Genomic DNA, 24,573 nt, shown 5'->3' on the forward strand with positions numbered 1-24,573 from the left:
TTATTAACTTGATTGCTTTCTTTTCTTCTTTACGTTTTGATAAAACAAAGCAGCACTAAGTGGTATCATACCAAACCATCTGTTTAAAAATGGCGCTTTTTCAGAGCGGCGTTGTTGTTTTTTCTGCTTTCGATCCTCTTTTGGAGCATCCATATATGATACAAATTGTTGCGTTACAAAACGCACATAATCATTAGTAGACATATTATCACCTCTACTTGATTAGTATGTCCATTTTTTTATTCATTAATCTTTTTCTCTAGTTCTTCCATAATCTCTTTCACACTTTTATTTGTTGTATCAATATGTATATCTGCTTCTTCATAATATACTCGGCGTTTTTCAAACTTCTCTACAAACGCCTCTATATTCTCTTTTTGAAATAATGGACGCGTTGTATCCCCGCGAAGACGTTCTGCAATAACATACGGATCACAATATAAATACACAATCGTTCCATTCTCTTTCATCCACTGACGATTCTCAGCTTGCTCAACGATCCCTCCACCACTTGTAATAATTAAGTCACTCGTCGGTAAAGAGCGCAGCGTTTCGCTTTCATATTTGCGGAAAGAGCCCTCCCCTTCTTCCGCAAATATATCGCGAATCACCTTCCCTTGCTTCTCTTCAATTTTTTGATCTGTATCTACAACTGGAATATGCAATTTCTCACTTAGCATTCTCCCAATTGTTGTTTTTCCGGCTCCCATATAGCCTGTTATATATATGGCCCTCATTTTGTTACCTCTTTTCTACCAAGTTGGTCCTTGTTTAATTATTTGTATTATAACGAAAGATGAGCTGATGTGGTTTATTTTATATACTACTTGCACAAATTACTAAAAAAACGTTTTGTCCTCAATCTTGTATCAAGAACAAAACGTACTTGTAATTCAACTTCCATTTCCTCGCTCTTCCGCCCAATTCATAACCTTTCTATTTGTTTTATCGTACTGAAAGTTCACCTTATAAGAACGGCGCTCTTTCGTCATACACTGCAAGGTAACAAAGATAATGTCATTCTCAAATACATATCTCCCACTCACTTCACCATTTTCATATTGAAAGGCAAACACATCATTTTGTTCTTTCTCCTGCAAATCTGCCTTTATTGAGATGATCGCTTGATCCGTAATCTCTTCTAATAAAAATTTCTGCTGCGCCTCTTTATAAAATCTTTGATCAGATTGCAACATATTTATCTCATATATAAAGAATGAAAACAGTAAGAAAAGGAGAATTAATGTACTGGGCAAAGCAAAACCATCTTGATTTCTCATGACTTCATCTCAGGGAGTGTGTATCGCGTTACTACCCCATGATACTTTTTTCCACTTATATCTTGCACATGTATGGATAGCATATATGGTGTTAAGTCATAAGAAACTGAACTTACCTTTTGTAATATAATTTCCCTTCCTAGTGTATTTACTTTTCTCACAATATTATTTCCTAACATTTCATATGTGATATTATCACCATTACTCATTTGAAAAAGTATTATATTTCCTTCATCCCCTAACTGAACATTACTCCTAAGTTGAAATTCTCGAAACTCTAATTGTACTTGCTCCATGAACACATCCCATTCCCAACTGTTTATCTGCTTCGAATATGGTTTCTCAATAAATAAACTATGAAGGCGCGGCACAAGAAGAAAGAAAATAGATAAAAACAATAAACATAACATCATTTCTAATAAAGTAAACCCCGCTTCTATCTTTTTATTTTTTAACATGGCGACATTGTTCTATTCTCCTTTGTTTCGTATCTCTCCAAATTGTACAAGCCTCTTCTCCTCGCAAATATGTCACATACATAACGCCATCTATCATCTCCTCTTTTTGCTGCTTCAACTGATTTTGATGCATATATAATGCCGCTTCCCTTTTCAGCAATACATATGCTTTATATCGAAGTTGAATATTTTTTCTTTCTTGCATGATGAGAAGTGTTTGGGGAAGCACTAGCGACACAGCCAACATCAATAAACTTAACGATACGATCATTTCGATCATAACTGACCCTTTTTGGCACTTCACGATAGGTAAATCTCCCTCTTCCAAGTTGAAATACAATTTCATAAGTGCGTGCACGATAAAAAAGTAGAATTGTACCACCTTGGTTTATATTTCCGTTTGCATTATAAGTCATTGGGTTCGGAAAAGTATTTAAATCAACCTTTATATCACGTTCATATTCCCGGAGCATAAGGGCACGTGCATCTCCTGATTCCCAAATACTGTACATATGTTTCTCAGGGACCCACCGCAACATATACAGATTCCGGTGGTTTATAGCTAACTGCTGCATATACAAAATATCTTGTGAGAATTGTCTAAAAAAACGTTCGACCTTTTGCCTCTCATATAACGGAGCAACGTTAAAATAAGTAACAATGCTTAATATAGAAATGATAGATAAGACGAGAAGCATCTCTAAAAATGTAAAGCCATTTTGTTTCACGATTTACCAACCGATACTGTACCGTCCTCACTGGAGATACTAATTGGCTCCCCTTTTGGACACGTTGTAGAAGTAATGTATTTTTCGTTTATTAAATCATCTATTGTTGGTATCTTATTCTTTTCTAACTGGTACGCTTGTACTTGCGCTTCAACAGACTTCACATAAGCGTCACAACCTTTTCCTTGTACAGAAGAACGTTGTTTAATGACATTTGGAATAATTAATAACAGCAATACCGAGATAACAACCATCACTAATAACATTTCTAAAAGAGTAAATCCTTTTTCATTCTTCATGTAAACTACCTCCTAAATAGAATTCATCATTTGAAACATCGGCATAATCATCGCTAAATACATAAGAACAACAATTATGCCAATACATGTAAACAAAAGCGGCTGAATAATAACTAAAATACGTTGAATCTTTCCTTCCATTTTTTCAATCGTTAATTCACTATAATCGCCTAATTCTGTCGCTAAGTTTCCGTTTGCTTGTCCATGCGCAATAACGTAAGACAGTTCACGCTCATAATAACTGCTCTTCATAATAATAGAATCCAACTGTTCCCCCGCAATTAACAACTCTTCAATCCGAGTGGCTTCACATTGAAAAAACGAATGATGTTTTTGTTCCATCATTAATGTTAGAGCTTCAAGTACTGATAATCCTCCTTGTAGTAAGCCGCTTAATTGAACAGAGAAATAATGAGAATTTGTTAAAATAAGAAATGTATTTATAAGGGGAATACGCACTATAATATTTACCCTTTGAATCGGAGGAAGCTTTCGTAGATAAAACACGTATACACATACTCCAAGTGCAATAACAAGAAAAAATCCGCTCATTATACATGGGAGTATTTGGATAAAATTAATAATCTGATCAGTAAAAGAAGCAGAGGTTGCACGTAAAGAACTGTACAATGTCTCAAATTGAGGAAGCAAAACAAGGTTAAATACAGCAAGAATTCCTAGTAAAAAAAGAGATAAAAAAATCGGATAACGGAGAACTTTCATCATATCCTTTTGATGCTTCTCCTTTCTATGAAGGAGTACACTTCCTTGCTTTAAAGCAAAAGAAACATCACCGTGTTGCTGCGCATAAAATAAATAACTTAATATGTCTGGATGAAACATCATTTGATGAAAAGCATCGTGTAAACTTTGTCCATTTTTTAATTCTTCGATAATATGCTGCAGTTGTAGCCGTTTTGTAGAGGACAATTGAAACTGTAAAAATTCTAGCGCTTGTAAGAGAGGATAGCCTTTTTCTAACAATTCTCCAAGTCTTCTTAATAACAAGACTTGTTCATGTAATCGCCATCCTTTTCGCTCAAACATAAACATCCTCTTCTAAAAAACCTAGGGCATATCCTTTTCTTATACATGATTGCAATGTTTCATAATGATAAGTTACACGCTCTCCATTTGCTTCACGAATAGCCTGTTTCAATTCATGGCCATATAACAACTCGTAAATACTAGCTTGCCGTACCTGCCTCATCGCTTTACATAATGGCGAACATTTTCCTTTGCAAAATGGACACTTCAATTCCACAAGACGCTGCGCTGCCACCGCAAGCAATGATTGTTCAATTTCTTGCCTCGTAATCCCATAATCCATCAAACGTAGCACAGCCCCTTTTGCATCGTTTGTATGCAACGTTGTCATTACTAAATGACCTGTTAAACTCGCACGCACAGCTACTTTTGCTGTTTCTTCATCACGAATTTCACCGACTAAAATAATATCAGGATCATGGCGCAGAATCGCTTTTAAACCTGTTGTATATGTGATACCGGCCTTTTCATTAATTTGAATTTGTAATAAACCATCCTTTCGCTTTTCGATTGGATCCTCAAGTGTAACAATACGCCGCGTTTGTCCCTTTTTCGCTACCTCTAGCAAAGCATACATTGTCGTCGTTTTTCCAGATCCTGTCGGACCAGTAAACACGAGTAATCCATGAGAATGATGTAAAAAAGAGAGAAGTGTTTTTGCCGAACTTGGAAATAAAGAGAGATGGGAAAGTGGTTGAATCGATGCTTGCAAATGCAAACGAATAACGAGACTTTCTAAATTCATAGTTGGCAGTGTAGAGAGACGCAGGTGAACTTCTTGTCCATCAATTTGTAAATACAATGATCCATTTTGTGGCTTACGTCTTTCCCCTATATCCATAGACGCTAAAAATTTAAAATGTGAAACAAGTCTTTCCCCAAATTCTTTTCTAATACAACGCTTCGTTACCAAATCTTTTCCAATACGCAATTGTATGACTGCATCTTCTTGCCGCGGCACAATATGTAAATCAGATGCCTGTAATGCACATGCTTCCTTCATAATTGTATTGGCAAAATGTTCAACACCATTCATCGTTATCCCTCCTCACAATGTATATATCACAAAGGAATATATAAGAAAAATCGTAACTTTACCTTTTTCTCTACTAGAAAAAGGTAAAATATGTTTGTGAAATTATGAACAATTTCTGAATTATTGACTAAAATCACCTATATGCAACTTTATCTGTATTATAATGTTAATATCTTGGATAAAGTGATAAAGGTGGAGATCCTCATGGAACAAGCTTTAAAAATTACAGGTGTACTATCTGATCCAACTCGTTATTATATTTATAAATACATTTCTCAAAAGCATAGTTACGTAACTGTACAAGAAATTGCAGATGAATTTAATATCCATCCAAACGTAGCACGTCTACATTTATCAAAATTAGAAGATGTTAATATGTTGAAATCTGAAACGAAGAAAACAGGCAAAGGCGGAAGACCAAGCAGATTATATGTATTGTCTGAAGACTTAATTCAATTGCAATTCCCATTTCGTGATTATCAATTATTAGCGAAAATCACTTTTAATTCATTACTAAGCCTCGGTGCGGCCGGTGAAAAGGCACTATATGAAACGGGCAAACAATTTGGTAAAGAATTGATGGAACAACACATGCAGCGTTTAAATGTTAATAAAGATTCATTAACATTAGAAGACAAAGTTCAAATTGCAAAAGAAGCGTTATCAACTGCTGGCTTATCCCCTTCCTTTGAATTAAGCACAGATGGCACACAAATTTTCTATGACGTGTACAATTGTCCATTTAAGGAAGTTGCCGTTCATCACCCTGAAGAAGTTTGCCATATGCATAGCGATATGATGAAGGGGATTTTTGGAACTTTATTTCCGGACATGGAATTAACACGACATGAGAACTTATTAGATGGATGCAAGTCTTGTAACTACAAAGTCCAACTATAATTGTTTTTATATGAAATTATGTCAAAAAGAAGTCAATTTGATTTGGCTTCTTTTCTTTTTTTCGCAAATATTTACAATAATAAGAAAAATAAATTATAATGAGGAGAGGTTTACTTTTTTAGAAAAGGAGGGAGATTGCATGGAGCGCATGTTTCGCGTTCTCGGCTTTTGGACTGGAATTTTCTCGGTTATGTTTTACTTAGGGGATATGCATACAACTGCACTATTATTTTTAGGACAAACAGGATTTTTCGTACTTTTAAGTTATTTGAAATTAACAGAGCGTATGTATATATACGTATTCGGGGCCTATTTAACGGTTTTCTTCATTGGATTTACATACTACACAACATTTCTACTTGTCCCTGGCGCTGGGCATTAAAAGGATGGCAATTTGCCATCCTTTTTTTATTCCCCTCAATTACCTAGTTGACTTATAGGTTTTGTTGAAATATATTTTATATAACAGATGGAATTAGGGGGAATTATTATGAATACACTGCTAGTCGGAATTAACATAGTGGTCATGCTTATATTAGTTGGCATTTTATATTATATGCAACGTAAGCATGTATCTTTTAATAAACGCGTATTTACTGCTTTAGGGGTCGGAATTGCATTTGGTCTTATTTTACAATTCATTTATGAACCTACTTCTAAAGTTATCGTGGATTCAAATAACTGGTTTAGCTTAATTGGTAGTGGTTATGTGAAATTACTACAAATGATTGTTATGCCACTTGTTTTAGTTTCTATTATCTCAGCATTTACAAAATTAAAATTAACAAGTAACCTTGGTAAAATTAGCGGACTTATTATTGGCATTTTAATCCTTACAACTGGAATCGCTGCCGCTGTTGGTATCGCCGCAAGCGCAGGTTTTGACGTTCAAGCTACTGGCTTACAACAAGGTGATGCAGAAACAGCTCGTTTGAAATTAGTGGAAGAAAAATTCAGTTCAATTGAACAAACACCAATTCCACAAAAATTATTAGAATTATTACCTACAAATCCATTTCTTGATTTAACAGGTGCACGTCCAACATCAACAATTTCTGTCGTAATCTTTGCAGCGTTTATTGGAATCGCCTTTATTGGTGTAAAAAGAAAATATCCAGAACAAGCTGAACTATTTAAAAAGATGCTCGATGCTGTATATGCTATTGTAATGCGTATGGTAACGTTAATTTTACGCCTGACTCCATACGGTGTATTAGCTCTTATGACAAAAACAGTCGCTGGTAGTGATGTGAATGCCATTTTAAAACTCGGTAATTTTGTTTTAGCATCTTACGTAGCACTTATCGTTATGTTTATTATTCACTTATTATTAATCGCTCTATCCGGTTTAAACCCAGTTCAATATTTAAAAAAGGTATTTCCAGTATTAACATTTGCCTTTACTTCTCGTTCTAGCGCAGGTACAATGCCATTAAATATTGAAGCACAAAAAGAAAAACTTGGTGTATCCGAAGGAATTGCAAACTTTGCCGCTTCCTTCGGTGTATCTATCGGTCAAAATGGTTGTGCAGGTATTTATCCAGCTATGCTCGCAATGATGGTCGCTCCAACAGTAGGTATCGATCCATTACAACCACAATTCATTTTAACTTTAATCGCTGTTGTCGCTATTAGCTCTTTCGGAGTTGCCGGTGTGGGTGGCGGAGCAACATTCGCAGCATTAATCGTACTTTCAACAATGAACTTACCAATCGGAATTGTTGCTCTTCTTATTTCTGTTGAACCATTAATCGATATGGGCCGTACAGCTCTTAATGTAAGTGGATCAATGACAGCAGGTCTTATTTCTAGTAAATGGCTTGGTGAATTAGATCATGAGACATATAATCAAGAGGATGTAAAAAGTAAGGAAGTCGCTTCATAAGAAAGAGGGAACTTTCATGAAAAGGAATGCTAATTCATTTGCATTCCTTTTTTATTCCCTATAATCACTATTTTACATAACTAATCTGCTTCTTTTGCTCCAAAAGATCCAATTCCTTCACATTGTTTTCTGGATTTCCCATTAAAATATTTCGTTTCAATATTGCTACAATATTTCATTTCTTCTTTACTAAATAAACGTAAAAAAAGAGGATATACGCTCTTTTTTGAACATAATCCTTCTCAATATTGCCTATTGATGCATGTCAAAACTTCTTTCTATTATTCAAAACGAACCTTTTCTCTTACAAAATAAAAATTAACGTTTCACTTCACAACCCGTCCTTTTTACAAATAGCCATTTTGCTCGCACCACTCATGAAATTGCCGCACATCTACTCCCACTAAAACAATATCTTTTAGTTCCACATCAACGATTTGTTCGTCAATAACAAGGAAAAAATTCGATCCCTCCTGCTTTCCTTTTTGCTTTACAATTCCAATTCGATTCCGGTACGGTCCGTCTTTTATATATGCTTTTTGCCCTATAATATCAAAATTCAAAATTTTCACCTCTTTTACTACGCTCAACTTCGGAATACTACCTTCTTTTCAGAAATTTTCCTTTCATTGCACTATTTCTGTATATATATGATAAAAAAGTAAAAGAGTCCTTCCTTTATTACAATTATTTTTTCTTTGTTTCATTTTGATAAATTATATGTAAAAAATATGCAAACAAGCGATTGGAAACGCTTTCTTTTGCCGTTTTCATGTTATAATAGAAAAGCAGAACTTCGCAAAGAGGGAGAAAAATGGATATAACAATTATTACAAAAGTAATCGAAGCATTAAAATCATATGGATTTCAAGATGTAACATACTGTGAAGAAGCAAAACAATTTCTATTTCATAATCAAACAGATATCATGAGCGGCTATGCAGAAATCACATATAGTAGTCAATTTGAAAAGTTTAACGTGCAAATTCATCCGATTGAAACGCACCACCAAGCAGAGTTACAAGAAGTTGAAAAACACATTCAATCTTGTATACGAAAAGTCGAGTATTTGAATGCACTTCTTACAGGACAAAAAAAATTAACTGACAAAGTGATTATTATGTAAAAAAGAACGTGATCATCTCACGTTCTTTTTCATTTTCATTATTGAATATTCATCTTCTCTTTCAATTGTAAACTCGTCACAGATTCTAATGCATCCATTGCTTCTCCAATTGTCATATCAAAAATTGTCTTATCTTCTATATATGGGAACTGTCTAAAACGCTTTTCAATCATTTTTACTACATCAGATGTAAATATTGCACTATCTATACCAAATTCTGTTTCAAGGAGAACGATCCAATCTAGAATATGAAACCCTAATCCATTTACAAATGAAATGAGCTTTTCCTCAGGTTGCGAAGATAAGAATACGTGACGTTCCATTTCACTAAAGAGTTCTTCTCCTAAAATCTCTGCAAGCTCTTCATCATGTTCACGATTTACAATTTCGTCATACCCGTAATCGTCTGCAAGTTCTTCTACTTCTTCCCCATCCACACAAAGTAACTGGCTACGCAGCGCACCTTTTTTGAATGCACTTGTTTGTACAACTTCTAAGAAGTTTGTTTCCCATCCTCGTTCTAGTTTCATATTCATAACTCCTTTATTTTTAAATATATCCTTTAATTACTTTTCTCTTTCGCTGTTTAATTACATCTTCTCAAATTCTTGGATAGAAGAGAAGCCTTACACATTAATGGCTATTCCAACAGCTTTCATTGTTCCCAGTTTTTAAATATTTTAAAATTATCGTATATCGTATTCGAAATCTGCATTATACATCACCTTGATTCATAACGTAGGATACAAATCCCGCCACATCCCCCTCAAAAATCTTTACTTCTGGTAAATGGTAAAACGTTGTTTGTAGCAGATTATTTTTATGATACAGATAGACTTTCTTTTCTAAAGCAATTGCCATACCAAGTTCTATATGGCTACCATTTCCTCCATCTAGTAAAAGCAGAAAAACATCCGCAGCTTGAATTGCCTGTCTTTCTGCTTGACCAATCTTCTGTAATTGTTTCCTATTCGTTGCTCTTTCATTTTGAGTCCAATCATATGTATGGTGCCATCCTATTTCTTTCAGTTTACTCGCTACAAATTGAACAAGATGTTTATTTTGAAAACTCGATGCTATATAGAAATTCATCTTAATTAACCCCTTACCTTTATAAACCTAAAGGGAAACTCTTTTTTAGCGTTCATGATAATAAATATAGAAGGATTTCGCCAAAAGAAATCCCCACCTTTAAAACTTATTTTACGTTTAAGTGGTGGGGCACCTCATGATCTTCTCTTATTTTTTGTTTTTTATCACTTTCATCAGCTAACATTTCTAACTCAGCTGTTATTTCTGATTTCTCTAAGTTTCGTTCTTGTGAAAATTTTCTTGAAATGTAAACAATAACACTACCAACATACAAAACAAAACATATAATCAGAGCAGCATTTTCATAGAGACTCAGCTCCAACACAGTCACTCCTAATCCATTCGTATTTTCACGCTCAAAGAACTGAAATTCCCCTATTAAATCTCTGTTATTGTACCATAAATACAATAATTCTTCGAACCTTTCATTCTATTTAAAAAGGCATGATTTTTTTAAAATCATGCCTCCTCAATATATTTCACAATAGTCTGCACTGCTTCTTTTCCACTATATTTTTTTAATTCTTTTTTATACTTCTCATAATTATGATTTAAACTTTCTATCTGTTTTATAAGAGATGTCACTGTTACATTTTCTTCATATAAAACGGATGCATACCCTTGTCTTTCAAACGATTGTGCATTCAAAATTTGATCACCGCGACTTGCAGTTTTCGGTAGTGGAATTAAAATCATTGGCTTTTGCAATGTTAAAAATTCAAAAATCGCATTTGATCCAGCACGTGAGATGACAAAATCCGTTGCCCCTAATACATCTGGTAATTCATCCTGTACATATTCAAATTGCCTATACCCTTCTATACCTTGTAACTTCCCATCTAAATTTCCTTTTCCACATAGGTGAACAACTTGATAAATTTTAAGGAGCTGTGGCAATGCTTCTCGTACTGCCTCATTGATTTTCTTTGCCCCTAGACTTCCTCCCATAACCGTGATGACCGGTTTTCTAGTATGGAATCCAAGAAAGTTCAATCCTTTTTCACGATTTCCGCGTAGCACTTCTTCTCTCACGGGTGAACCTGTATAAACAACCTTTTCTTTCGGCAAATGCTTCGCAGCTTCCTCAAATGTAACAAATATTTTCGAAGCAAAGCGGAGTACAATTTTATTCGCTAACCCTGGTGTCATATCAGACTCGTGTAGCAAAACTGGTACACGATTTAACCACCCACCAATCACTACTGGTACAGATACAAAACCACCCTTTGAAAAAATAACATCCGGTTTTAATTTTCGTATTCGTATATAAGAATCCATGACACCCTTCATAACAAGAAAAGGATCTTTTATATTTTTCAAATCAAAATAACGGCGCAACTTTCCGCTTGCTATCCCATAGTATGGGATTCCTTCGTTCTCTATAATCGCTTTTTCAATTCCTTGATGAGAACCAATATAAGAAATATCCCAATTCTTTTCTTGCAAATGTGGAATAATTGCTAAATTGGGCGTCACATGTCCAGCTGAACCACCGCCTGTAAAGACTATTCTTTTCATACCTCTCCCCCTTCTACACTATAGTACACTAAAATATCGTGCTTCGGGGTGAGCAAATACCATTGCCGTTACAGATGCTTCAGGTTCCATCATAAATCCTTCTGTTAGTGAGATTCCGATTTCCTCTGGCTGAATTAAACGAAATAATTTTTCTTGATCAGCAAGTTCTGGACAAGCTGGATAACCAAAAGAAACGCGAATCCCTTGATATTTCGTACGAAATCGTTCTTCCATCGTCATCTCCGGTGAATCCGGAATTCCAAAGCGGTCACGAATCAACATATGTGTTTTTTCAGCAAGTCCCTCTGCTAGTTCCAGCGCTAATGATTGAATAGCGTGACTGCGTAAATAATCCCCCTTCTCTTTCCACTCCTCCGCGATTTCTCGAACACCTTGTCCAACTGTAACAGATAAAAAGGCGACATAATCCATTTCATCACCAATAGGACGTAAATAATCTCCTAATGTACGGTACGGTGCTTTTCCTTGTCTTGGGAATGAAAAACGCTCTAGTACACGTGTATGGTCTTCTGGATCATAAATAATAATAGTTTGTCCGTCACTTTGAGCAGGGAAGAATTGATACACAACTTTTGGCTTTAGCCAGGACTGTCCTTCTTGCAATAACTCATCAATTAAATCGTTTAATTCATGTGCCCTCTTATCACCTTCTTTTAATAACTTTTTCACATTTCCTTTTAAACCAAGATGATGACCAATTAACATTTGTCTATTTAAAAATGGTGCAAGGTGTGAAACTGGAATATCACGAAGTACGACCCGCTTTGTTGAGTTTGGCACCATGACTTTCGCTCGTGGCAACGGTTCAATACCAACTGGTATCTCCACTTTTTTCTCCTCTTGTTTCACAACATGAATACAGCGATTTTTTTTATCCTGCTTCATTTTTTCTCGTTCTTCTTCTTTTTGTAATCGATTGATAAGGTCAAGCCCTATCATCGCATCGCTTGCATATAACACAAGTCCATTATAAGAAGGTGAAATACGATTATCTGTAAACTTTCTCGTCAATGCTGCACCACCTACAACAATTGGAATATCAATATTTGCCGCTTGTAAATCTTCGGCAGTTGCTACCATTTGTTGTGCCGATTTTACTAATAATCCCGAAAGTCCGATAATATCTGGCTTCTTTTCTTTCACTTCTTGAACAATGCGATCGGAGCGTACATTGATTCCTAAATTAACAATTTCATAGCCGTTATTCGATAAAATAATTTCTACAAGGTTTTTGCCAATATCATGTACGTCTCCTTTTACAGTTGCTAACAATACTTTTCCTTTTTTCGCACTATCACTAGATTCCATATAAGGCTCTAAATATGCAACAGCGGCTTTCATACTTTCAGCACTTTGTAATACTTCAGCAACGATAAGCTCATTGTTATTAAATAAACGACCTACTTCATCCATCCCGGTCATAAGTGGACCGTTAATAAGATCAAGTGGCTTTCTTCCTTCTGTTAGCGCAAGACTTAAATCTTCATGTAAGCCCTGCTTCGTTCCTTCTACAATGTAATTTGCTAACCTTTCATCAAGCGTTAATGTTTCTTGTATAATCACTTCTTTTTTCTTGGCAACTCGGTAAAAATTCGTAAATTCTTCTAGAGTTTCTTTCGTTGTTTCGAATAATAGTGCATCTGCTATTTCCTTTTCCTCATCTGGAATTGATGCATAGCGCTCTAGCTTTTCAGTATTCACGATAGCATAATCAAGCCCAGCCTTTGTTGCATGATATAAAAAGACCGAGTTTAACACCTCGCGACCCGCTGGCGGTAAACCAAACGATATATTACTTACTCCTAAAATCGTTAAACATTCTGGCAGCGCTTCTTTAATAAGACGAATTCCTTCTATCGTCGCTGCTGCCGATCCAATATATTCTTCATCACCAGTTCCAACTGGAAAAACGAGTGCATCGAAAATAATATCCGAGGGACGTATACCGTATTTCTTCGTTAATAATTCATAACTTCTTTTTGCGATTTCTAACTTTCTTTCTGCACTAACTGCCATGCCCTCTTCATCAATCGTCCCAACTACAATTGCTGCACCATATTTCCGGAGAAGCGGCGTCACTTTCTCAAAACGCTCCTCTCCGTTTTCTAAATTAATAGAGTTAATAACGCCCTTGCCTTGTATATACGTAAGAGCTTTTTCCATAACATTCTCATCCGTTGAATCTACCATAATCGGAACTTTTAATACTTTCGTTGCTTCTGTCAAAAAATTCTCCATATCTTCCACTTCATCACGATCTGGATCTGCCATGCAAATATCAATAATATGAGCATTTTTCTTCACTTGCGCCCTCGCAATTTCAGCAGCCTCTTCAAAACTCCCTTCAGCTACTAATCGTTTAAACTTTCTTGATCCAATAACATTTGTTCTCTCTCCAACAAATAACGGCCTCATAGAATCATCATATTGCAATGCTTCTAAGCCACTAATTCCATGCCCCTCCCGCTCATGGTTCTCGCGTGGTTTAAGAGACTCGAGTGAAGATTTAATTGCTCTTATATGATTAGGTGTTGTCCCGCAACAACCGCCAATAATATTAATCCACCCTTCTTCAACAAACTGTTTCACCTTTTCTGCAAGTGAAGTCGGTGACTCATGATAATGTCCATCCTCGTCTGGAAGACCAGCATTTGGATAGCAAGAAATATAACACTCCGAAAGATCCGACAAAGAACGAATATGTTCTCGCATAAATTCCGGGCCTGTAGCACAGTTTAATCCGACAGACAATGGTTTCATATGCTCAACTGATAAATAGAATGCCTCTATCGTTTGTCCCGCTAATGTTGTTCCCATCGGTTCAATGGTTCCTGAAATCATAAGAGGAACAGTATAATTCACTTCTGTAAATGCTTGCTGGATCCCTAAATACGCCGCTTTTACATTACGCATATCTTGACTCGTCTCAACAAGCAACACATCAACGCCGCCCCGCAATAATCCTCGTGCTTGTCTCGTATATGCTTCAATTAATTCATTAAATGTTACACCACCCGTTACACTAATTGCTTTTGTCGTTGGTCCCATCGCACCGGCTACATATACTTCTTTACCACTCTCACTTACAGCTTGCTTTGCTAGCTGGGCTGCTCTTTCATTCAACTCTTCATCTAAATGAGATAACTCGTAATCATGTAATACAATATTTGTAGCACCAAACGTATTTGTTTCAATAATATCCGCACCAGCTTCAATATAAGCTTTATGGATACCTAAAATCACATCTGGCCTTGTTTTTACTAAGTATTCATTACACCCTTCATATTCTTCTCCGCCAAAATCTCCAGCAGTTAAATCCGCCTGCTGAATCATCGTTCCCATCGCACCATCTAATATTAAAATATCATGTTGTAATCTCTCTTCTATCGGTCTCATCAATAGATTCCCTCTTTCATTTCTTGCTTTTCTTTCACATACTTCACAAGATTTTCTGTAATTTCATATTTCAAAAATGGTGTAATGAGATAAATGCCGTTAAAGTATTTCATCGCGGTATCAATTAATTCTTGTGAAATGCGAATTCCTTCTTCAACTGCAGCTCCTTGTGTTTCATGCCCATCCATTCGCTGTCTTACTTCCTCAGGTAGAGTAATACCCGGCACTTCAAAATGAAGAAAATCAGCATTTCGTTTGCTCACTAAAGGCATAATTCCAATAAAAATCGGTTGTTCTAAATGTTTTGTTGCCTCATACACCTCTTCAATTAAAGCTACATCGTAAATAGGCTGTGTTAAAAAATATTCTGCACCCGCTGCGATTTTTCTCTCCATCCGCTTCACCGCTGCTTTTAAATGCCTCACATGTGGATTAAAAGCTCCTCCAACAGAAAATCTTGTCGCAGGACCAATAGATTTCCCTAATATGGATCGGCCATCATTCATTTCTTTAATCATTTTTATTAATTCAATAGAAGACAAATCATATACAGAAGTCGCTCCTGGAAAATCCCCAACTCGCGCCGGATCACCCGTTAAGGCTAGCACTTCTTCTATTCCTAAAGCTGATAAACCAAGTAAATGTGATTGTAAACCAATGACATTATGATCACGACACGTTAAATGCATTAGCACCGGAATGTCATGCTTCGTTAATAATGCTCCCATTGCCATATTTGAAATACGCGGAGATGCTAACGAATTATCTGCTAACGTAATTACATCTGCTCCTGCTCTTTTCAATGCCCTTGCTCCCTCAAAAAAACGCTGCGTATCCAATGTTTTGGGAGGGTCCAATTCAACAACCACTGTTGTTTGCTTCTTCGCTTTTTCTGCAAGAGTAACATGAGTGCTAGCACGTTTTGTTTGCATATGAACCACTTGTTGTTTTTGAACAATTTGTTTTTCTGTAACAGGCGTTACATTCGCAATCGCACGCTTCATCCTTTCGATATGTGCTGGTGTTGTGCCACAACACCCTCCGAGCAAACGAATACCTTGTTCAATAAATTTCGGTGTCATCTCTTCAAAATAAGCAGGGCTTCCTTCATATACGTACCGTCCTTCTACATAGTTTGGAAGGCCCGCATTTGGATAAGCTGATAAATAACCATTTTTCGGAATCGATATCATTTTAAAAGCTTCCGTCATATGAAGCGGGCCTAACTGACAATTTAATCCAACTACATTCGCACCGTAATCTAAAAGCTGTTTTAATACTTCATTTACATCATTTCCATTTTGTGTTGTGCCTGCTTCATGAAGCGCCAGCTGTGCAATAATTGGAATATCTGTTTGTTTTCGTAGTACTTTTACGGCATGTAACAATTCAAATTCATCATAAAAGGTTTCTAATAATAATCCATCAACCTTTTCTTCTAATAATGCCCCGGCCTGTTCAAGTAGCATAAACTCTCGTTCCATATCAGTCGTTGTGACGGCTCCGATATGCTTCATACCACCAATCGTCCCTAAAATTGCATTCTTGTCTGTCACAGCCGCTTTTGCAAGTTTGACTGCGGCTTTATTAATTTGGGCGACCCGGTTTTCTAAACCATACATACGCAATTTCGCCTCATTTGCACCATATGTATTTGTTTGAATAAGATCTGCTCCAGCAGCTACATATTGTTTATGAATAGATATAATAAGATCTGGATCAGATAAGTTTAGTTCCTCAAAACTACTTTGCAAACCATGAGAATGTAATAATGTGCCAATTGCACCATCACCAATAACAATTCCTTTCGATAATAAATCTAGAATTTTCACCTATCTCCCTCTTTTCTATCAATATAAAAACCCCTCTTCACCTTGAAGAGGGGGACATCATGAATCCTCCTCTTATCATGCAAAACGAATTGTTTTGCAGGTATTAGCACCGTTTCAAACATTTCGTTTGAAGGTTGCCGGGTTTCACAGGGCCAGTCCCTCCACCGCTCTCAATAAGAGTTTTTCTTTATTATTAATCTATTTTTAAAGGAAATACGTGTACCTTTTAACAATCTTTGTTAATTTTCTAATAAACTTAGCATGGGGTAAACTGAAAGTCAATATAATTAATTCAAAAATAAAAAATATTTAAAATTAAGTTGCAATTCAATTATCTTTTGTTGTAAAGTAAAAAGCATAATAAAATTTCATACAAACTATTCTTATCTAGAGAGGTAGAGGGACTGGCCCTACGACACCTCAGCAACCATTAACACGTTCGTTAATAAGGTGCTAATTCCAGCAAATTGTAAACAAATTTGAAAGATAAGAAGAAGACTATATTCGCATGAAAGCCTTCTTCTTAGAAGGCTTTTTTATTTTTATCCCGCTGATTAATTTTTCACTTTATAAAGGAGGCATTTCACATGTCAACAATCGAAACAAAACTAGCCCAAATTGGAAATCGAAGCGAAACTACAACAGGAACAGTTAACCCACCCGTTTACTTTTCCACCGCTTATCGCCATGAAGGAATTGGAAAATCAACAGGTTTTGATTATTCACGAACAGGAAATCCAACACGCGGTCTTTTAGAACGCGCAATTGCTGATTTAGAAGAAGGTCAACAAGGCTATGCCTGTAGCTCTGGAATGGCAGCTGTTCTTCTTATTCTTTCCTTATTCCGCTCTGGAGATGAACTTATCATATCAGAAGATTTATATGGAGGAACCTATCGTTTATTTTCGGAACATGAAGAAAAATGGAATATTCGATGTAGATACGTAGATACACAATCTATAAAACAGATAGAAAAAGCTATCTCTTCTCAAACAAAAGCTATTTTCATAGAAACACCAACCAATCCATTAATGCAAGTAACCGACATTGCAGCTGTCGCAGCCGTTGCAAAACAACATGGGGTCCTTTTGATTGTTGATAATACTTTTTATACACCCTACATACAACAACCATTGACGAAAGGCGCAGACATCGTACTTCACAGTGCGACAAAGTATTTAGGTGGTCATAATGATGTACTAAGTGGCCTTGTTGTTGCAAAAGGTCAGGCACTTTGCGAAGAACTTGCCCACTATCATAACGCCTCTGGTGCTGTATTAAGCCCATTTGATTCGTGGTTATTAATTCGTGGTATGAAAACGTTGGCTCTTCGTATGAAACAACATGAAGAAAACGCAAAGAAAATCGTTTCTTATTTAAACGACGAAGAGGGTGTAACCGATGTTTTTTATCCAGGAAGAGGCGGCATGATTTCGTTTCGTCTTCTCGATGAGAAATGGATAAATTCTTTCTTACAATCTTTATCATTAATTACATTTGCAGAAAGTCTTGGCGGGGTTGAAAGTTTAATGACATATCCAGCAACACAAACACATGCAGATATCCCAGAGGAAGTACGTACAGCACGTGGTGTATGTAATCGTCTCCTCCGTTTCTCCGTCGGCATTGAAAACGGAGATGATTTAATTCAAGACTTGAAACAAGCTATTAAACATGTAAAAGAAGGTGTGAGAATATGAGTTATTCATTAGATACACTCTTACTTCATAACCAATATAAACATGATTCTCAAACAGGAGCTGTTAACGTTCCTATTTATAATACATCAACATTTCATCAATTTGATGTAGATACCTTTGGAAAATACGACTACAGTCGCTCTGGGAATCCAACTCGTGATGCACTTGAAGACATCATTGCTTTATTAGAAGGGGGAACAAAAGGATTTGCCTTCGCATCTGGAATTGCAGCGATTTCTACTGCTTTTCTACTTCTCTCACAAGGCGATCATGTTCTCATTTCAGAAGATGTATATGGAGGAACGTATCGTATTGTAACAGAGGTCCTCTCTCGTTACGGTGTTTCACATACATTCGTTGACATGACAAATTTAGAGGCAGTCAAACAAAATATTAAACCGAATACAAAAGTATTTTACATTGAAACACCATCCAATCCTTTATTAAAAGTAACTAACATTCGTGCGGTTTGTGAATTAGCGAAATCTGCTGGGGCTCTTACTTTTGTTGATAACACATTTTTAACACCACTATTTCAAAAACCACTTGAACTCGGAGCGGATGTTGTACTCCACAGCGCGACAAAGTTTATTGCTGGGCATAGTGATGTTACAGCTGGGTTAGCGGTTGTTAAAGATGAAGAACTCGCTAAAAAACTGGGCTTCTTGCAAAATGCATTTGGTGCTATATTAGGACCACAAGATTGCTCTCTCGTTCTTCGTGGTTTGAAAACATTACACGTACGTCTTGAACACTCAGCAACAAATGCCAATAAAATTGCTCATTACTTACAAAAGCACTCAAAAATTCAGAATGTGTATTATCCTGGATTAGAATCACACCTAGGCTATGACATACAACAGTCACAAGCACAATCTGCCGGTGCTGTTTTATCTTTCACGCTGCAATCTGAAGATGCTTTGCGACAATTCTTATCCCAAGTCAAACTGCCTGTATTTGCAGTAAGTTTAGGAGCTGTAGAATCCATCCTCTCCTATCCCGCAAAAATGTCACATGCCGCATTATCACAAAAAGCACGTGATGAAAGAGGTATTTCTAATTCATTGCTCCGTTTATCAGTTGGCCTTGAAAATATAGATGATTTAATTGCCGATTTTGACAACGCTCTTTCTTATGTAGAAGAACCCGTGAATGCATAAGAAATTTTTATTCAAACAGTTTTCATTCAACATTGAAATAAAGAAAAGGATAGATCAATCATATCACAGCCACTTGGTCTATCCTTTTATATTTATTATTATGATACCAATGATTTACAAATTAAGATAATACACCATTCATATATCATCACCACTTATCGTTTTAAGTAAACCTCTAGGGAAATGAAAATGTTTTTTTAAACTATGTTATTCTATACCTTCATTTCATCCAGAATTACATTCTATAAAAACATACAAAATCCTTTTTCTTATTATTTTAAAAATTTTGTATATTCATTTGAAAGAACAAAAAATTCATGATAAAATCGTGTTATAAATGTATCTGTATCTTCAAACATATTGTGATTTTCAACAAAAAACATCGTGTTACAAAACGTACAAATTTAGCAAAGTTATTTACACCATGGTCTCTTTTCTTACAATTTCTTTACTGTAGAACATTTTTTTTGCAACAACTATTTTCTTTTCTTTAGATTTTTGGTATGTATAGTATGGGTATAACAGCTCGCATGGAGGTGGAAAAAACATGTTAGAAACCTTTCAAAAGGAATTGGAACTATACGAAAATAATGCAGAATTATTGAAAGTTCTTGCTCATCCTGTTCGTTTATGTATTGTAAAAGGATTAATCGAACGCGGTCCGAGCAATGTTTCGACAATGTACACAGGCTTAAATATGCCACAATCCACAATTTCACAGCATTTAGCAAAATTAAAAAGCGCTAAAATTGTTTCTAGTGAGAGAAAAGGATTGGAAATTTACTACAAAGTAGAAAATGAAACAATCATTCAACTTGTTCGTGTATTACTAGGTTAGAGGTAACCAAACAAAAAGGGCGTATTCTATATTTTCTATCTCATATCTTTAATATAAATATATATCATGAGAGAAAATATACAATACTACATATCCTAAAGTCGTATCAAAAAACAAGACGCAGAATTATTCTGTGTCTTGTTTTTTCTATATATGTAAGTACTGCTTTAAATCAAAATGTGACATTCCTTTTTTTTGTATAACAACATCAAAAGCATCACTCATCCCTCCATGTAAAATCATAGAACGAATCGCCCGATTTTGCTTCTGTTTCTCAGAAAAAGGGTCGGAATCTTGATGAATAGCAAGTTGTTCTAATATACCTGCCGCAAGTAAAAACTCCCTTTGTTTCGTATGCCACACTGTATGCAGAGCACTCTCTTCTCCTATTTCTTTCAATTCATCCCAATGAATATGTGCTGTTATATCCATTTCTCCTGGATACTTCAAAGGATTTCGGATGAGCCTATGGTTATAATACCCCCTTATACTCCCTTCATGGTGAGCAGGATGCATCCACTCCGCCTTCGTATATCCATAATCAACTGTGATAAATAAGCCTTCCTCGAACCATTTTGCAACTTCTTGCAAATAAGTTTCCATTGCTATTGGTACCTCAAATCGCTGCCCATCAGAAAGTTGAATATGACGCCTTCGAAGGTAACTACTTACTCTTTCTTCTATCGGCCTTAATACTTCTGTAAGTTTTCCTTCATCTGTATACGTTATTCGTACTTCATACAAAATACTATCTCGCTTCTCAACTACTTCAACAGGAAATGCATCAAACAATTCATTTGAAAAAACAACTCCTGTAAAAGACTCACCTAACTCCTCATAGGATTTGTACTGCGAAACATTTGAAAATGAATCAAGTTGATGTTTTTGTACTTTTCTATGGAAAGAACTTACTTCAACGATAGAATACCGTAACTCTATAAAAGTCTCTGGAGAGAGGTGTTTCCATTCTTGTAAAACAGCATAAGCAAATCTTCCTGTTCCTCCACCAATTTCACAAATATTTGGAGGGATTTCTCCATTTTCAACAAGACGGATAAAAAAACGTGCAAATGTCTTTGCAAATACAGAAGAAATATTACTACTTGTAAAAAAGTCTCCATTCCTTCCGATTTTCTCACGTTCTTTCATATAATATCCGCAATCTTCATCATATAGTGCAAGGTTCATATATGTACTATATGAAATCGAATAATCCTTTTCTTTTTCCATCCATTTTCTTAAAACGAACTCCATCCCCGTATAGCTCCTTATTGTAAAAATGGATTATTTTCTTTTTCGAAACCGATATTTGTTTCTGGACCATGTCCACATAATACCGCTGTATCATCTGGCAGTACAAATAATTTTTCTTCAATGCTCCCAATTAATTCTGCAAAACTTCCACCTGGTAAATCTGTTCGACCAATACTCATTTGGAATAATACATCTCCTGAAAATATAGCATTTGCCTCTTTACAATAATATGAAATACTACCCGGAGAATGCCCTGGCGTCTCAAACATTTCAAATGTAAAAGATCCAATTGTTAAAGTTCCTTCTCCTTTAATGATTTGATCAGCAGGTTTTGCTGTAATGCTTCGATTCATCATAAAAATTTGTGAACCATTGACAGTCGCATCTCCTAACCAATCTGCTTCCTCTTTATGTACATATACCGGAATATGAAAAGCCTCCCTCACTTCATCGACTGCACCAATATGATCAAAATGAGCATGCGTTAATAAAACTGCAAGCGGCTTTAATTGTTCTTCTTGTAAATACGTTACAAGCTTCTCTCCTTCACTACCTGGATCAAAAATAATACACTCTTTTTGATCATTGATTAAAATATAGGCATTTGTTTGTAATGGTCCTAACGGCATTTGTATCCATTTCATTTTTAAATCTCCTCCAGTTGTTAAACTTACTTTTATGATACAACATTTCTTCCCCTCAGGAAAAGAAACGGTGCTATCTCGACAATCATTTCTAAAACATGTACAATAAAAAAGAACAAATATTTAAAAAACTCAAACGAAAGAATGAGAGAGCAGAGGGGGATCATATATGGGTCTTGTTATTATTTTTGCGCTAGTCACTCTGTTAGCTGTATTCGCCACTCTTAGAACGTTACGTGAAAAAAATCTACTTGCAGGCGGCTTCGCTGTTGCAACTGTACTTGTTTTCGGATGGTTTACGTTTATGACTGTCCTTAATAGCGGATACCCACCAGCTCATTAATTCACTTACAGTTCTATTCTCCATCAAGATTTTGCATAAAAAGAGGAAGGGACTCCCCCTTCCTCTTCTCATTATCATATAAACATCAGTAGCCTCATCTTAATTTTCATTCAGCCTCACTGATTCTATTCTTTATTTCATAACTTCATATTTATACTTCTTCACAAGCCAAGCTCCGCCGATTACACCAGCATCATTACCAAGCCTTGCGATCGCTAACTTCGTGCTCTTAGCAGCACGTGAAAATGCATACTGTTTAAAATAGCGCTGAATTGGTTGTAACAATGCATCACCAGCTTTAGATACACCGCCGCCAATTACAATTTTTTCTGGATTTAACGTACTAGAAAGATTCGCTACAGCTAATCCTAAATAAGAAGCTACTTTTTCTACAACTTGTTCCGCTAAAGCGTCACCTTTTCCAAGTGCTTCAAATACATCTTTAGATGTAATACGTCCCTCTTCTTCTAACATTGAACGAAGTACACTTGGTTCATCTGTATTTTGTAATTTTTGCATAGCAACACGTACGATACCTGTTGCTGAAGCCACTGTTTCTAAACATCCAGATTTTCCACAGTTACAAGGAAATGCATTTTCTGTTACGACTGTAATATGTCCGATCTCACCAGCAGCACCACTTACACCGTGCACAATTTCACCGTTTGCAATTACACCGCCGCCAACGCCAGTTCCAAGTGTCATACAAACAAGATCTTTCGCTCCCTCACCAGCACCTTTCCACATTTCACCAAGCGCTGCTAAATTTGCATCATTATCAACTACAACAGGTAAGCCTGTTTCTACTTCTAATAAATCTTTTAATGGATAGTTTTTCCAACCTAAATTAACTGCTTCATAAATCATACCAGAAGCGACATGCACTGGCCCAGGCGCACCCATACCAATACCAATTAACTTGCTCTTTAATTCTTCTAATTCTTCTAACTTTTTATCAATTGCTTTCGCTACATCTAATGTAATATGTTTGCCTTGCTCACTTGTATTCGTTGGGATTTCCCACTTATGTAAAATTTCACCGTACACATTAATAAATGCTAATTTAATCGTTGTCCCACCAAGGTCAACACCAACTAACCACTTTTCTTCCATATTTGCTAACCTACCTTTATCTAATTCTTGCTCATTTCTTTTTGAATCTCTTGCTTCAATAAAAATAAAGCTGTTTGATAGTCTTTTGGCTCAATCAGCTGTGATTGATCTAATTCCCGCAACTCATCTTGCATTAATTGTAAATCAGCGATTCGATCACCTGTGTAAATGATTGTTCCAAATTTTTTTAGCAATTGCTGAATATCATAAATTGATATCATTTTATCACCCTCTATGCCCACTTATTATGGAAATATAATAAGAAAACGTTCACATATTTTATTATAATCAACAAGAAAAAGCCTCGTCAATTTTTATTTGTCTATACAAGTTCATTTTGAACAATTGTTTCTTTTTCTGTAATAATTTTTTGTACATTTTGATCAAATGGCTCTGTTGGAATATAACTTACAAGTTGAAAATCAAAAGCTAATGATAGCGTTTTCCCTTCATACTGCAACAAATAGCGATCATAATAACCACCGCCGTATCCAATACGTTCCCCTCGTCTTGTATATGCAACTCCAGGTACAAAAAGAAGATCAATTTCATTTGCTTCTGATTCTACTGTTAGCGCAGGAATGGGTTCACGCAAGTTCATATACACTGTTTCTAATTGATCAAAATTTGTTATTTGACGAAAGATCATTGTTCTTGTCTCTCGATTACACTTTGGAACAACGACTTTTTTTCCTTCTCGCCATGCTTGTTCGATAATTACATATGTATTAACCTCATGTTCCATCGAAAGAGTAATTCCGATTGTTTTCGCTTCTCTCCACTCTTTTTGTTTATATAAAGAAAATACGATTTGTTCTGATAAAGTTTTGTGCTGTTCTTTCGATAAAGAATTCATTTTTTCTACTATTTTCTTACGTAAACGTACCTTCTCCTCTTTCACAC

The 24,573-nt window shown here is 35.8% G+C and carries 28 protein-coding genes, 1 pseudogene and 2 riboswitches; of the genes and pseudogenes, 8 read left to right on the forward strand and 21 right to left on the reverse strand.

Annotated elements, in window-relative coordinates; translation table 11 throughout:
• Nucleotides 1-3 precede the first annotated feature (3 nt).
• The 9 genes and pseudogenes from QRY57_RS20925 to comGA form a co-directional block, all read right to left on the reverse strand.
• Nucleotides 4-204 (reverse strand): YqzE family protein, encoded by a 201-nt coding sequence (locus QRY57_RS20925; protein ID WP_026589949.1) that lies wholly within the window; start codon nucleotides 202-204, stop codon nucleotides 4-6.
• Nucleotides 205-239: 35 nt separating this feature from the next.
• Nucleotides 240-737 carry a shikimate kinase gene (locus QRY57_RS20930; RefSeq protein ID WP_286016013.1) on the reverse strand — a complete coding sequence of 166 codons (498 nt, stop codon included), beginning with the start codon at nucleotides 735-737 and terminating at the stop codon, nucleotides 240-242.
• 156 nt (nucleotides 738-893) lie between these two features.
• A complete protein-coding gene (gene comGG / locus QRY57_RS20935) occupies nucleotides 894-1,280 on the reverse strand; it encodes a competence type IV pilus minor pilin ComGG (RefSeq protein ID WP_208018185.1) in 387 nt (128 codons plus the stop codon).
• Nucleotides 1,277-1,738, reverse strand: a complete 462-nt coding sequence (comGF, locus tag QRY57_RS20940) for a competence type IV pilus minor pilin ComGF (RefSeq protein WP_286016014.1) — start codon at nucleotides 1,736-1,738, stop codon at nucleotides 1,277-1,279. Before comGF ends, comGG begins: the two co-directional genes overlap by 4 nt.
• Nucleotides 1,725-2,084, reverse strand: a complete 360-nt coding sequence (gene comGE, locus QRY57_RS20945) for a competence type IV pilus minor pilin ComGE (protein ID WP_231503886.1) — start codon at nucleotides 2,082-2,084, stop codon at nucleotides 1,725-1,727. Before comGE ends, comGF begins: the two co-directional genes overlap by 14 nt.
• Nucleotides 2,023-2,466 (reverse strand): annotated as a pseudogene (gene comGD / locus QRY57_RS20950) (competence type IV pilus minor pilin ComGD); the annotation flags it as partial. The gene comGE and the pseudogene comGD, both read right to left, overlap by 62 nt.
• Nucleotides 2,463-2,765 (reverse strand): competence type IV pilus major pilin ComGC, encoded by a 303-nt coding sequence (gene comGC / locus QRY57_RS20955; protein ID WP_026589944.1) that lies wholly within the window; start codon nucleotides 2,763-2,765, stop codon nucleotides 2,463-2,465. The pseudogene comGD and the gene comGC, both read right to left, overlap by 4 nt.
• Nucleotides 2,766-2,777: 12 nt before the next feature.
• Nucleotides 2,778-3,818: a competence type IV pilus assembly protein ComGB gene (gene comGB, locus QRY57_RS20960; RefSeq protein ID WP_286016015.1), complete on the reverse strand. Its 1,041-nt coding sequence runs from the start codon at nucleotides 3,816-3,818 to the stop codon at nucleotides 2,778-2,780.
• Nucleotides 3,805-4,848, reverse strand: a complete 1,044-nt coding sequence (gene comGA, locus QRY57_RS20965; RefSeq protein ID WP_208018181.1) for a competence type IV pilus ATPase ComGA — start codon at nucleotides 4,846-4,848, stop codon at nucleotides 3,805-3,807. The genes comGB and comGA overlap by 14 nt, the downstream gene beginning before the upstream one ends.
• A gap of 204 nt (nucleotides 4,849-5,052) precedes the next feature.
• Between comGA and QRY57_RS20970 the strand changes: the two genes are divergently transcribed.
• The 3 genes from QRY57_RS20970 (at nucleotide 5,053) to QRY57_RS20980 (ending at nucleotide 7,633) form a co-directional block, all read left to right on the forward strand.
• Nucleotides 5,053-5,748 carry a helix-turn-helix transcriptional regulator gene (locus QRY57_RS20970; RefSeq protein WP_286016016.1) on the forward strand — a complete coding sequence of 232 codons (696 nt, stop codon included), beginning with the start codon at nucleotides 5,053-5,055 and terminating at the stop codon, nucleotides 5,746-5,748.
• A gap of 139 nt (nucleotides 5,749-5,887) precedes the next feature.
• Nucleotides 5,888-6,130: a DUF2626 domain-containing protein gene (locus tag QRY57_RS20975; protein WP_026589940.1), complete on the forward strand. Its 243-nt coding sequence runs from the start codon at nucleotides 5,888-5,890 to the stop codon at nucleotides 6,128-6,130.
• Between the two features lie 87 nt (nucleotides 6,131-6,217).
• Nucleotides 6,218-7,633, forward strand: a complete 1,416-nt coding sequence (locus QRY57_RS20980) for an L-cystine transporter (RefSeq protein WP_026589939.1) — start codon at nucleotides 6,218-6,220, stop codon at nucleotides 7,631-7,633.
• A 347-nt stretch (nucleotides 7,634-7,980) separates the two neighbouring features.
• Here the strand turns inward: QRY57_RS20980 and QRY57_RS20985 are convergent, their stop codons facing one another.
• A complete protein-coding gene (locus tag QRY57_RS20985) occupies nucleotides 7,981-8,196 on the reverse strand; it encodes a DUF3912 family protein (protein ID WP_026589938.1) in 216 nt (71 codons plus the stop codon).
• A gap of 251 nt (nucleotides 8,197-8,447) precedes the next feature.
• On the opposite strand from QRY57_RS20985, the gene QRY57_RS20990 reads away from it, so the two are divergent.
• Nucleotides 8,448-8,759, forward strand: coding sequence for a hypothetical protein (locus QRY57_RS20990; RefSeq protein WP_026589937.1), 312 nt, complete (start codon nucleotides 8,448-8,450; stop codon nucleotides 8,757-8,759).
• A 38-nt stretch (nucleotides 8,760-8,797) separates the two neighbouring features.
• Here QRY57_RS20990 and QRY57_RS20995 read toward each other — a convergent pair whose 3' ends face one another.
• The 6 genes from QRY57_RS20995 to QRY57_RS21020 form a co-directional block, all read right to left on the reverse strand.
• On the reverse strand, nucleotides 8,798-9,289 hold the full coding sequence (locus tag QRY57_RS20995; RefSeq protein ID WP_286016017.1) for a hypothetical protein: 492 nt from the start codon (nucleotides 9,287-9,289) through the stop codon (nucleotides 8,798-8,800).
• Between the two features lie 184 nt (nucleotides 9,290-9,473).
• The gene (locus QRY57_RS21000) at nucleotides 9,474-9,851 is read right to left on the reverse strand and encodes a nucleoside 2-deoxyribosyltransferase (protein WP_026589935.1); all 378 of its coding nucleotides are present in this window, start codon (nucleotides 9,849-9,851) and stop codon (nucleotides 9,474-9,476) included.
• A gap of 106 nt (nucleotides 9,852-9,957) precedes the next feature.
• Nucleotides 9,958-10,260: a DUF3966 domain-containing protein gene (locus QRY57_RS21005; protein WP_286016018.1), complete on the reverse strand. Its 303-nt coding sequence runs from the start codon at nucleotides 10,258-10,260 to the stop codon at nucleotides 9,958-9,960.
• A 50-nt stretch (nucleotides 10,261-10,310) separates the two neighbouring features.
• Nucleotides 10,311-11,369 (reverse strand): undecaprenyldiphospho-muramoylpentapeptide beta-N-acetylglucosaminyltransferase, encoded by a 1,059-nt coding sequence (gene murG, locus QRY57_RS21010; protein WP_090687496.1) that lies wholly within the window; start codon nucleotides 11,367-11,369, stop codon nucleotides 10,311-10,313.
• Between the two features lie 18 nt (nucleotides 11,370-11,387).
• Entirely contained in the window at nucleotides 11,388-14,786 is a 3,399-nt protein-coding gene (gene metH / locus QRY57_RS21015) for a methionine synthase (RefSeq protein ID WP_286017917.1), read from the reverse strand.
• Nucleotides 14,786-16,618, reverse strand: coding sequence for a bifunctional homocysteine S-methyltransferase/methylenetetrahydrofolate reductase (locus tag QRY57_RS21020; protein WP_286016019.1), 1,833 nt, complete (start codon nucleotides 16,616-16,618; stop codon nucleotides 14,786-14,788). Before QRY57_RS21020 ends, metH begins: the two co-directional genes overlap by 1 nt.
• Nucleotides 16,619-16,687: 69 nt before the next feature.
• Nucleotides 16,688-16,798, reverse strand: a riboswitch (SAM riboswitch).
• A gap of 200 nt (nucleotides 16,799-16,998) precedes the next feature.
• Nucleotides 16,999-17,111, forward strand: a riboswitch (SAM riboswitch).
• 94 nt (nucleotides 17,112-17,205) lie between these two features.
• Here QRY57_RS21020 and QRY57_RS21025 point away from each other — a divergent pair.
• From QRY57_RS21025 to QRY57_RS21035, 3 genes are all read left to right on the forward strand, one after another.
• The gene (locus tag QRY57_RS21025; protein WP_026589930.1) at nucleotides 17,206-18,318 is read left to right on the forward strand and encodes a methionine biosynthesis PLP-dependent protein; all 1,113 of its coding nucleotides are present in this window, start codon (nucleotides 17,206-17,208) and stop codon (nucleotides 18,316-18,318) included.
• Nucleotides 18,315-19,478 carry a cystathionine beta-lyase gene (gene metC / locus QRY57_RS21030; protein ID WP_286016020.1) on the forward strand — a complete coding sequence of 388 codons (1,164 nt, stop codon included), beginning with the start codon at nucleotides 18,315-18,317 and terminating at the stop codon, nucleotides 19,476-19,478. The genes QRY57_RS21025 and metC overlap by 4 nt, the downstream gene beginning before the upstream one ends.
• 547 nt (nucleotides 19,479-20,025) lie before the next feature.
• Nucleotides 20,026-20,316 (forward strand): ArsR/SmtB family transcription factor, encoded by a 291-nt coding sequence (locus QRY57_RS21035; protein WP_000894376.1) that lies wholly within the window; start codon nucleotides 20,026-20,028, stop codon nucleotides 20,314-20,316.
• Between the two features lie 147 nt (nucleotides 20,317-20,463).
• On the opposite strand, the gene QRY57_RS21040 is transcribed toward QRY57_RS21035, so the two are convergent.
• A complete protein-coding gene (locus tag QRY57_RS21040) occupies nucleotides 20,464-21,570 on the reverse strand; it encodes a class I SAM-dependent methyltransferase (RefSeq protein WP_286016021.1) in 1,107 nt (368 codons plus the stop codon).
• Between the two features lie 14 nt (nucleotides 21,571-21,584).
• On the reverse strand, nucleotides 21,585-22,214 hold the full coding sequence (locus tag QRY57_RS21045; RefSeq protein ID WP_026589927.1) for an MBL fold metallo-hydrolase: 630 nt from the start codon (nucleotides 22,212-22,214) through the stop codon (nucleotides 21,585-21,587).
• Nucleotides 22,215-22,383: 169 nt separating this feature from the next.
• On the opposite strand from QRY57_RS21045, the gene QRY57_RS21050 reads away from it, so the two are divergent.
• Nucleotides 22,384-22,557 (forward strand): DUF2759 domain-containing protein, encoded by a 174-nt coding sequence (locus QRY57_RS21050; RefSeq protein WP_026589926.1) that lies wholly within the window; start codon nucleotides 22,384-22,386, stop codon nucleotides 22,555-22,557.
• 132 nt (nucleotides 22,558-22,689) lie between these two features.
• On the opposite strand, the gene QRY57_RS21055 is transcribed toward QRY57_RS21050, so the two are convergent.
• From QRY57_RS21055 to QRY57_RS21065, 3 genes are all read right to left on the reverse strand, one after another.
• Nucleotides 22,690-23,670, reverse strand: coding sequence for an ROK family glucokinase (locus QRY57_RS21055; protein WP_026589925.1), 981 nt, complete (start codon nucleotides 23,668-23,670; stop codon nucleotides 22,690-22,692).
• A 20-nt stretch (nucleotides 23,671-23,690) separates the two neighbouring features.
• On the reverse strand, nucleotides 23,691-23,891 hold the full coding sequence (locus QRY57_RS21060; RefSeq protein WP_286016022.1) for a YqgQ family protein: 201 nt from the start codon (nucleotides 23,889-23,891) through the stop codon (nucleotides 23,691-23,693).
• 101 nt (nucleotides 23,892-23,992) lie between these two features.
• Entirely contained in the window at nucleotides 23,993-24,571 is a 579-nt protein-coding gene (locus QRY57_RS21065; RefSeq protein WP_026589924.1) for a 5-formyltetrahydrofolate cyclo-ligase, read from the reverse strand.
• Between the last annotated feature and the right edge of the window lie 2 nt (nucleotides 24,572-24,573).

Source organism: Bacillus arachidis (assembly GCF_030285945.1).
Taxonomy (GTDB): Bacteria; Bacillota; Bacilli; order Bacillales; family Bacillaceae_G; genus Bacillus_A; species Bacillus_A arachidis.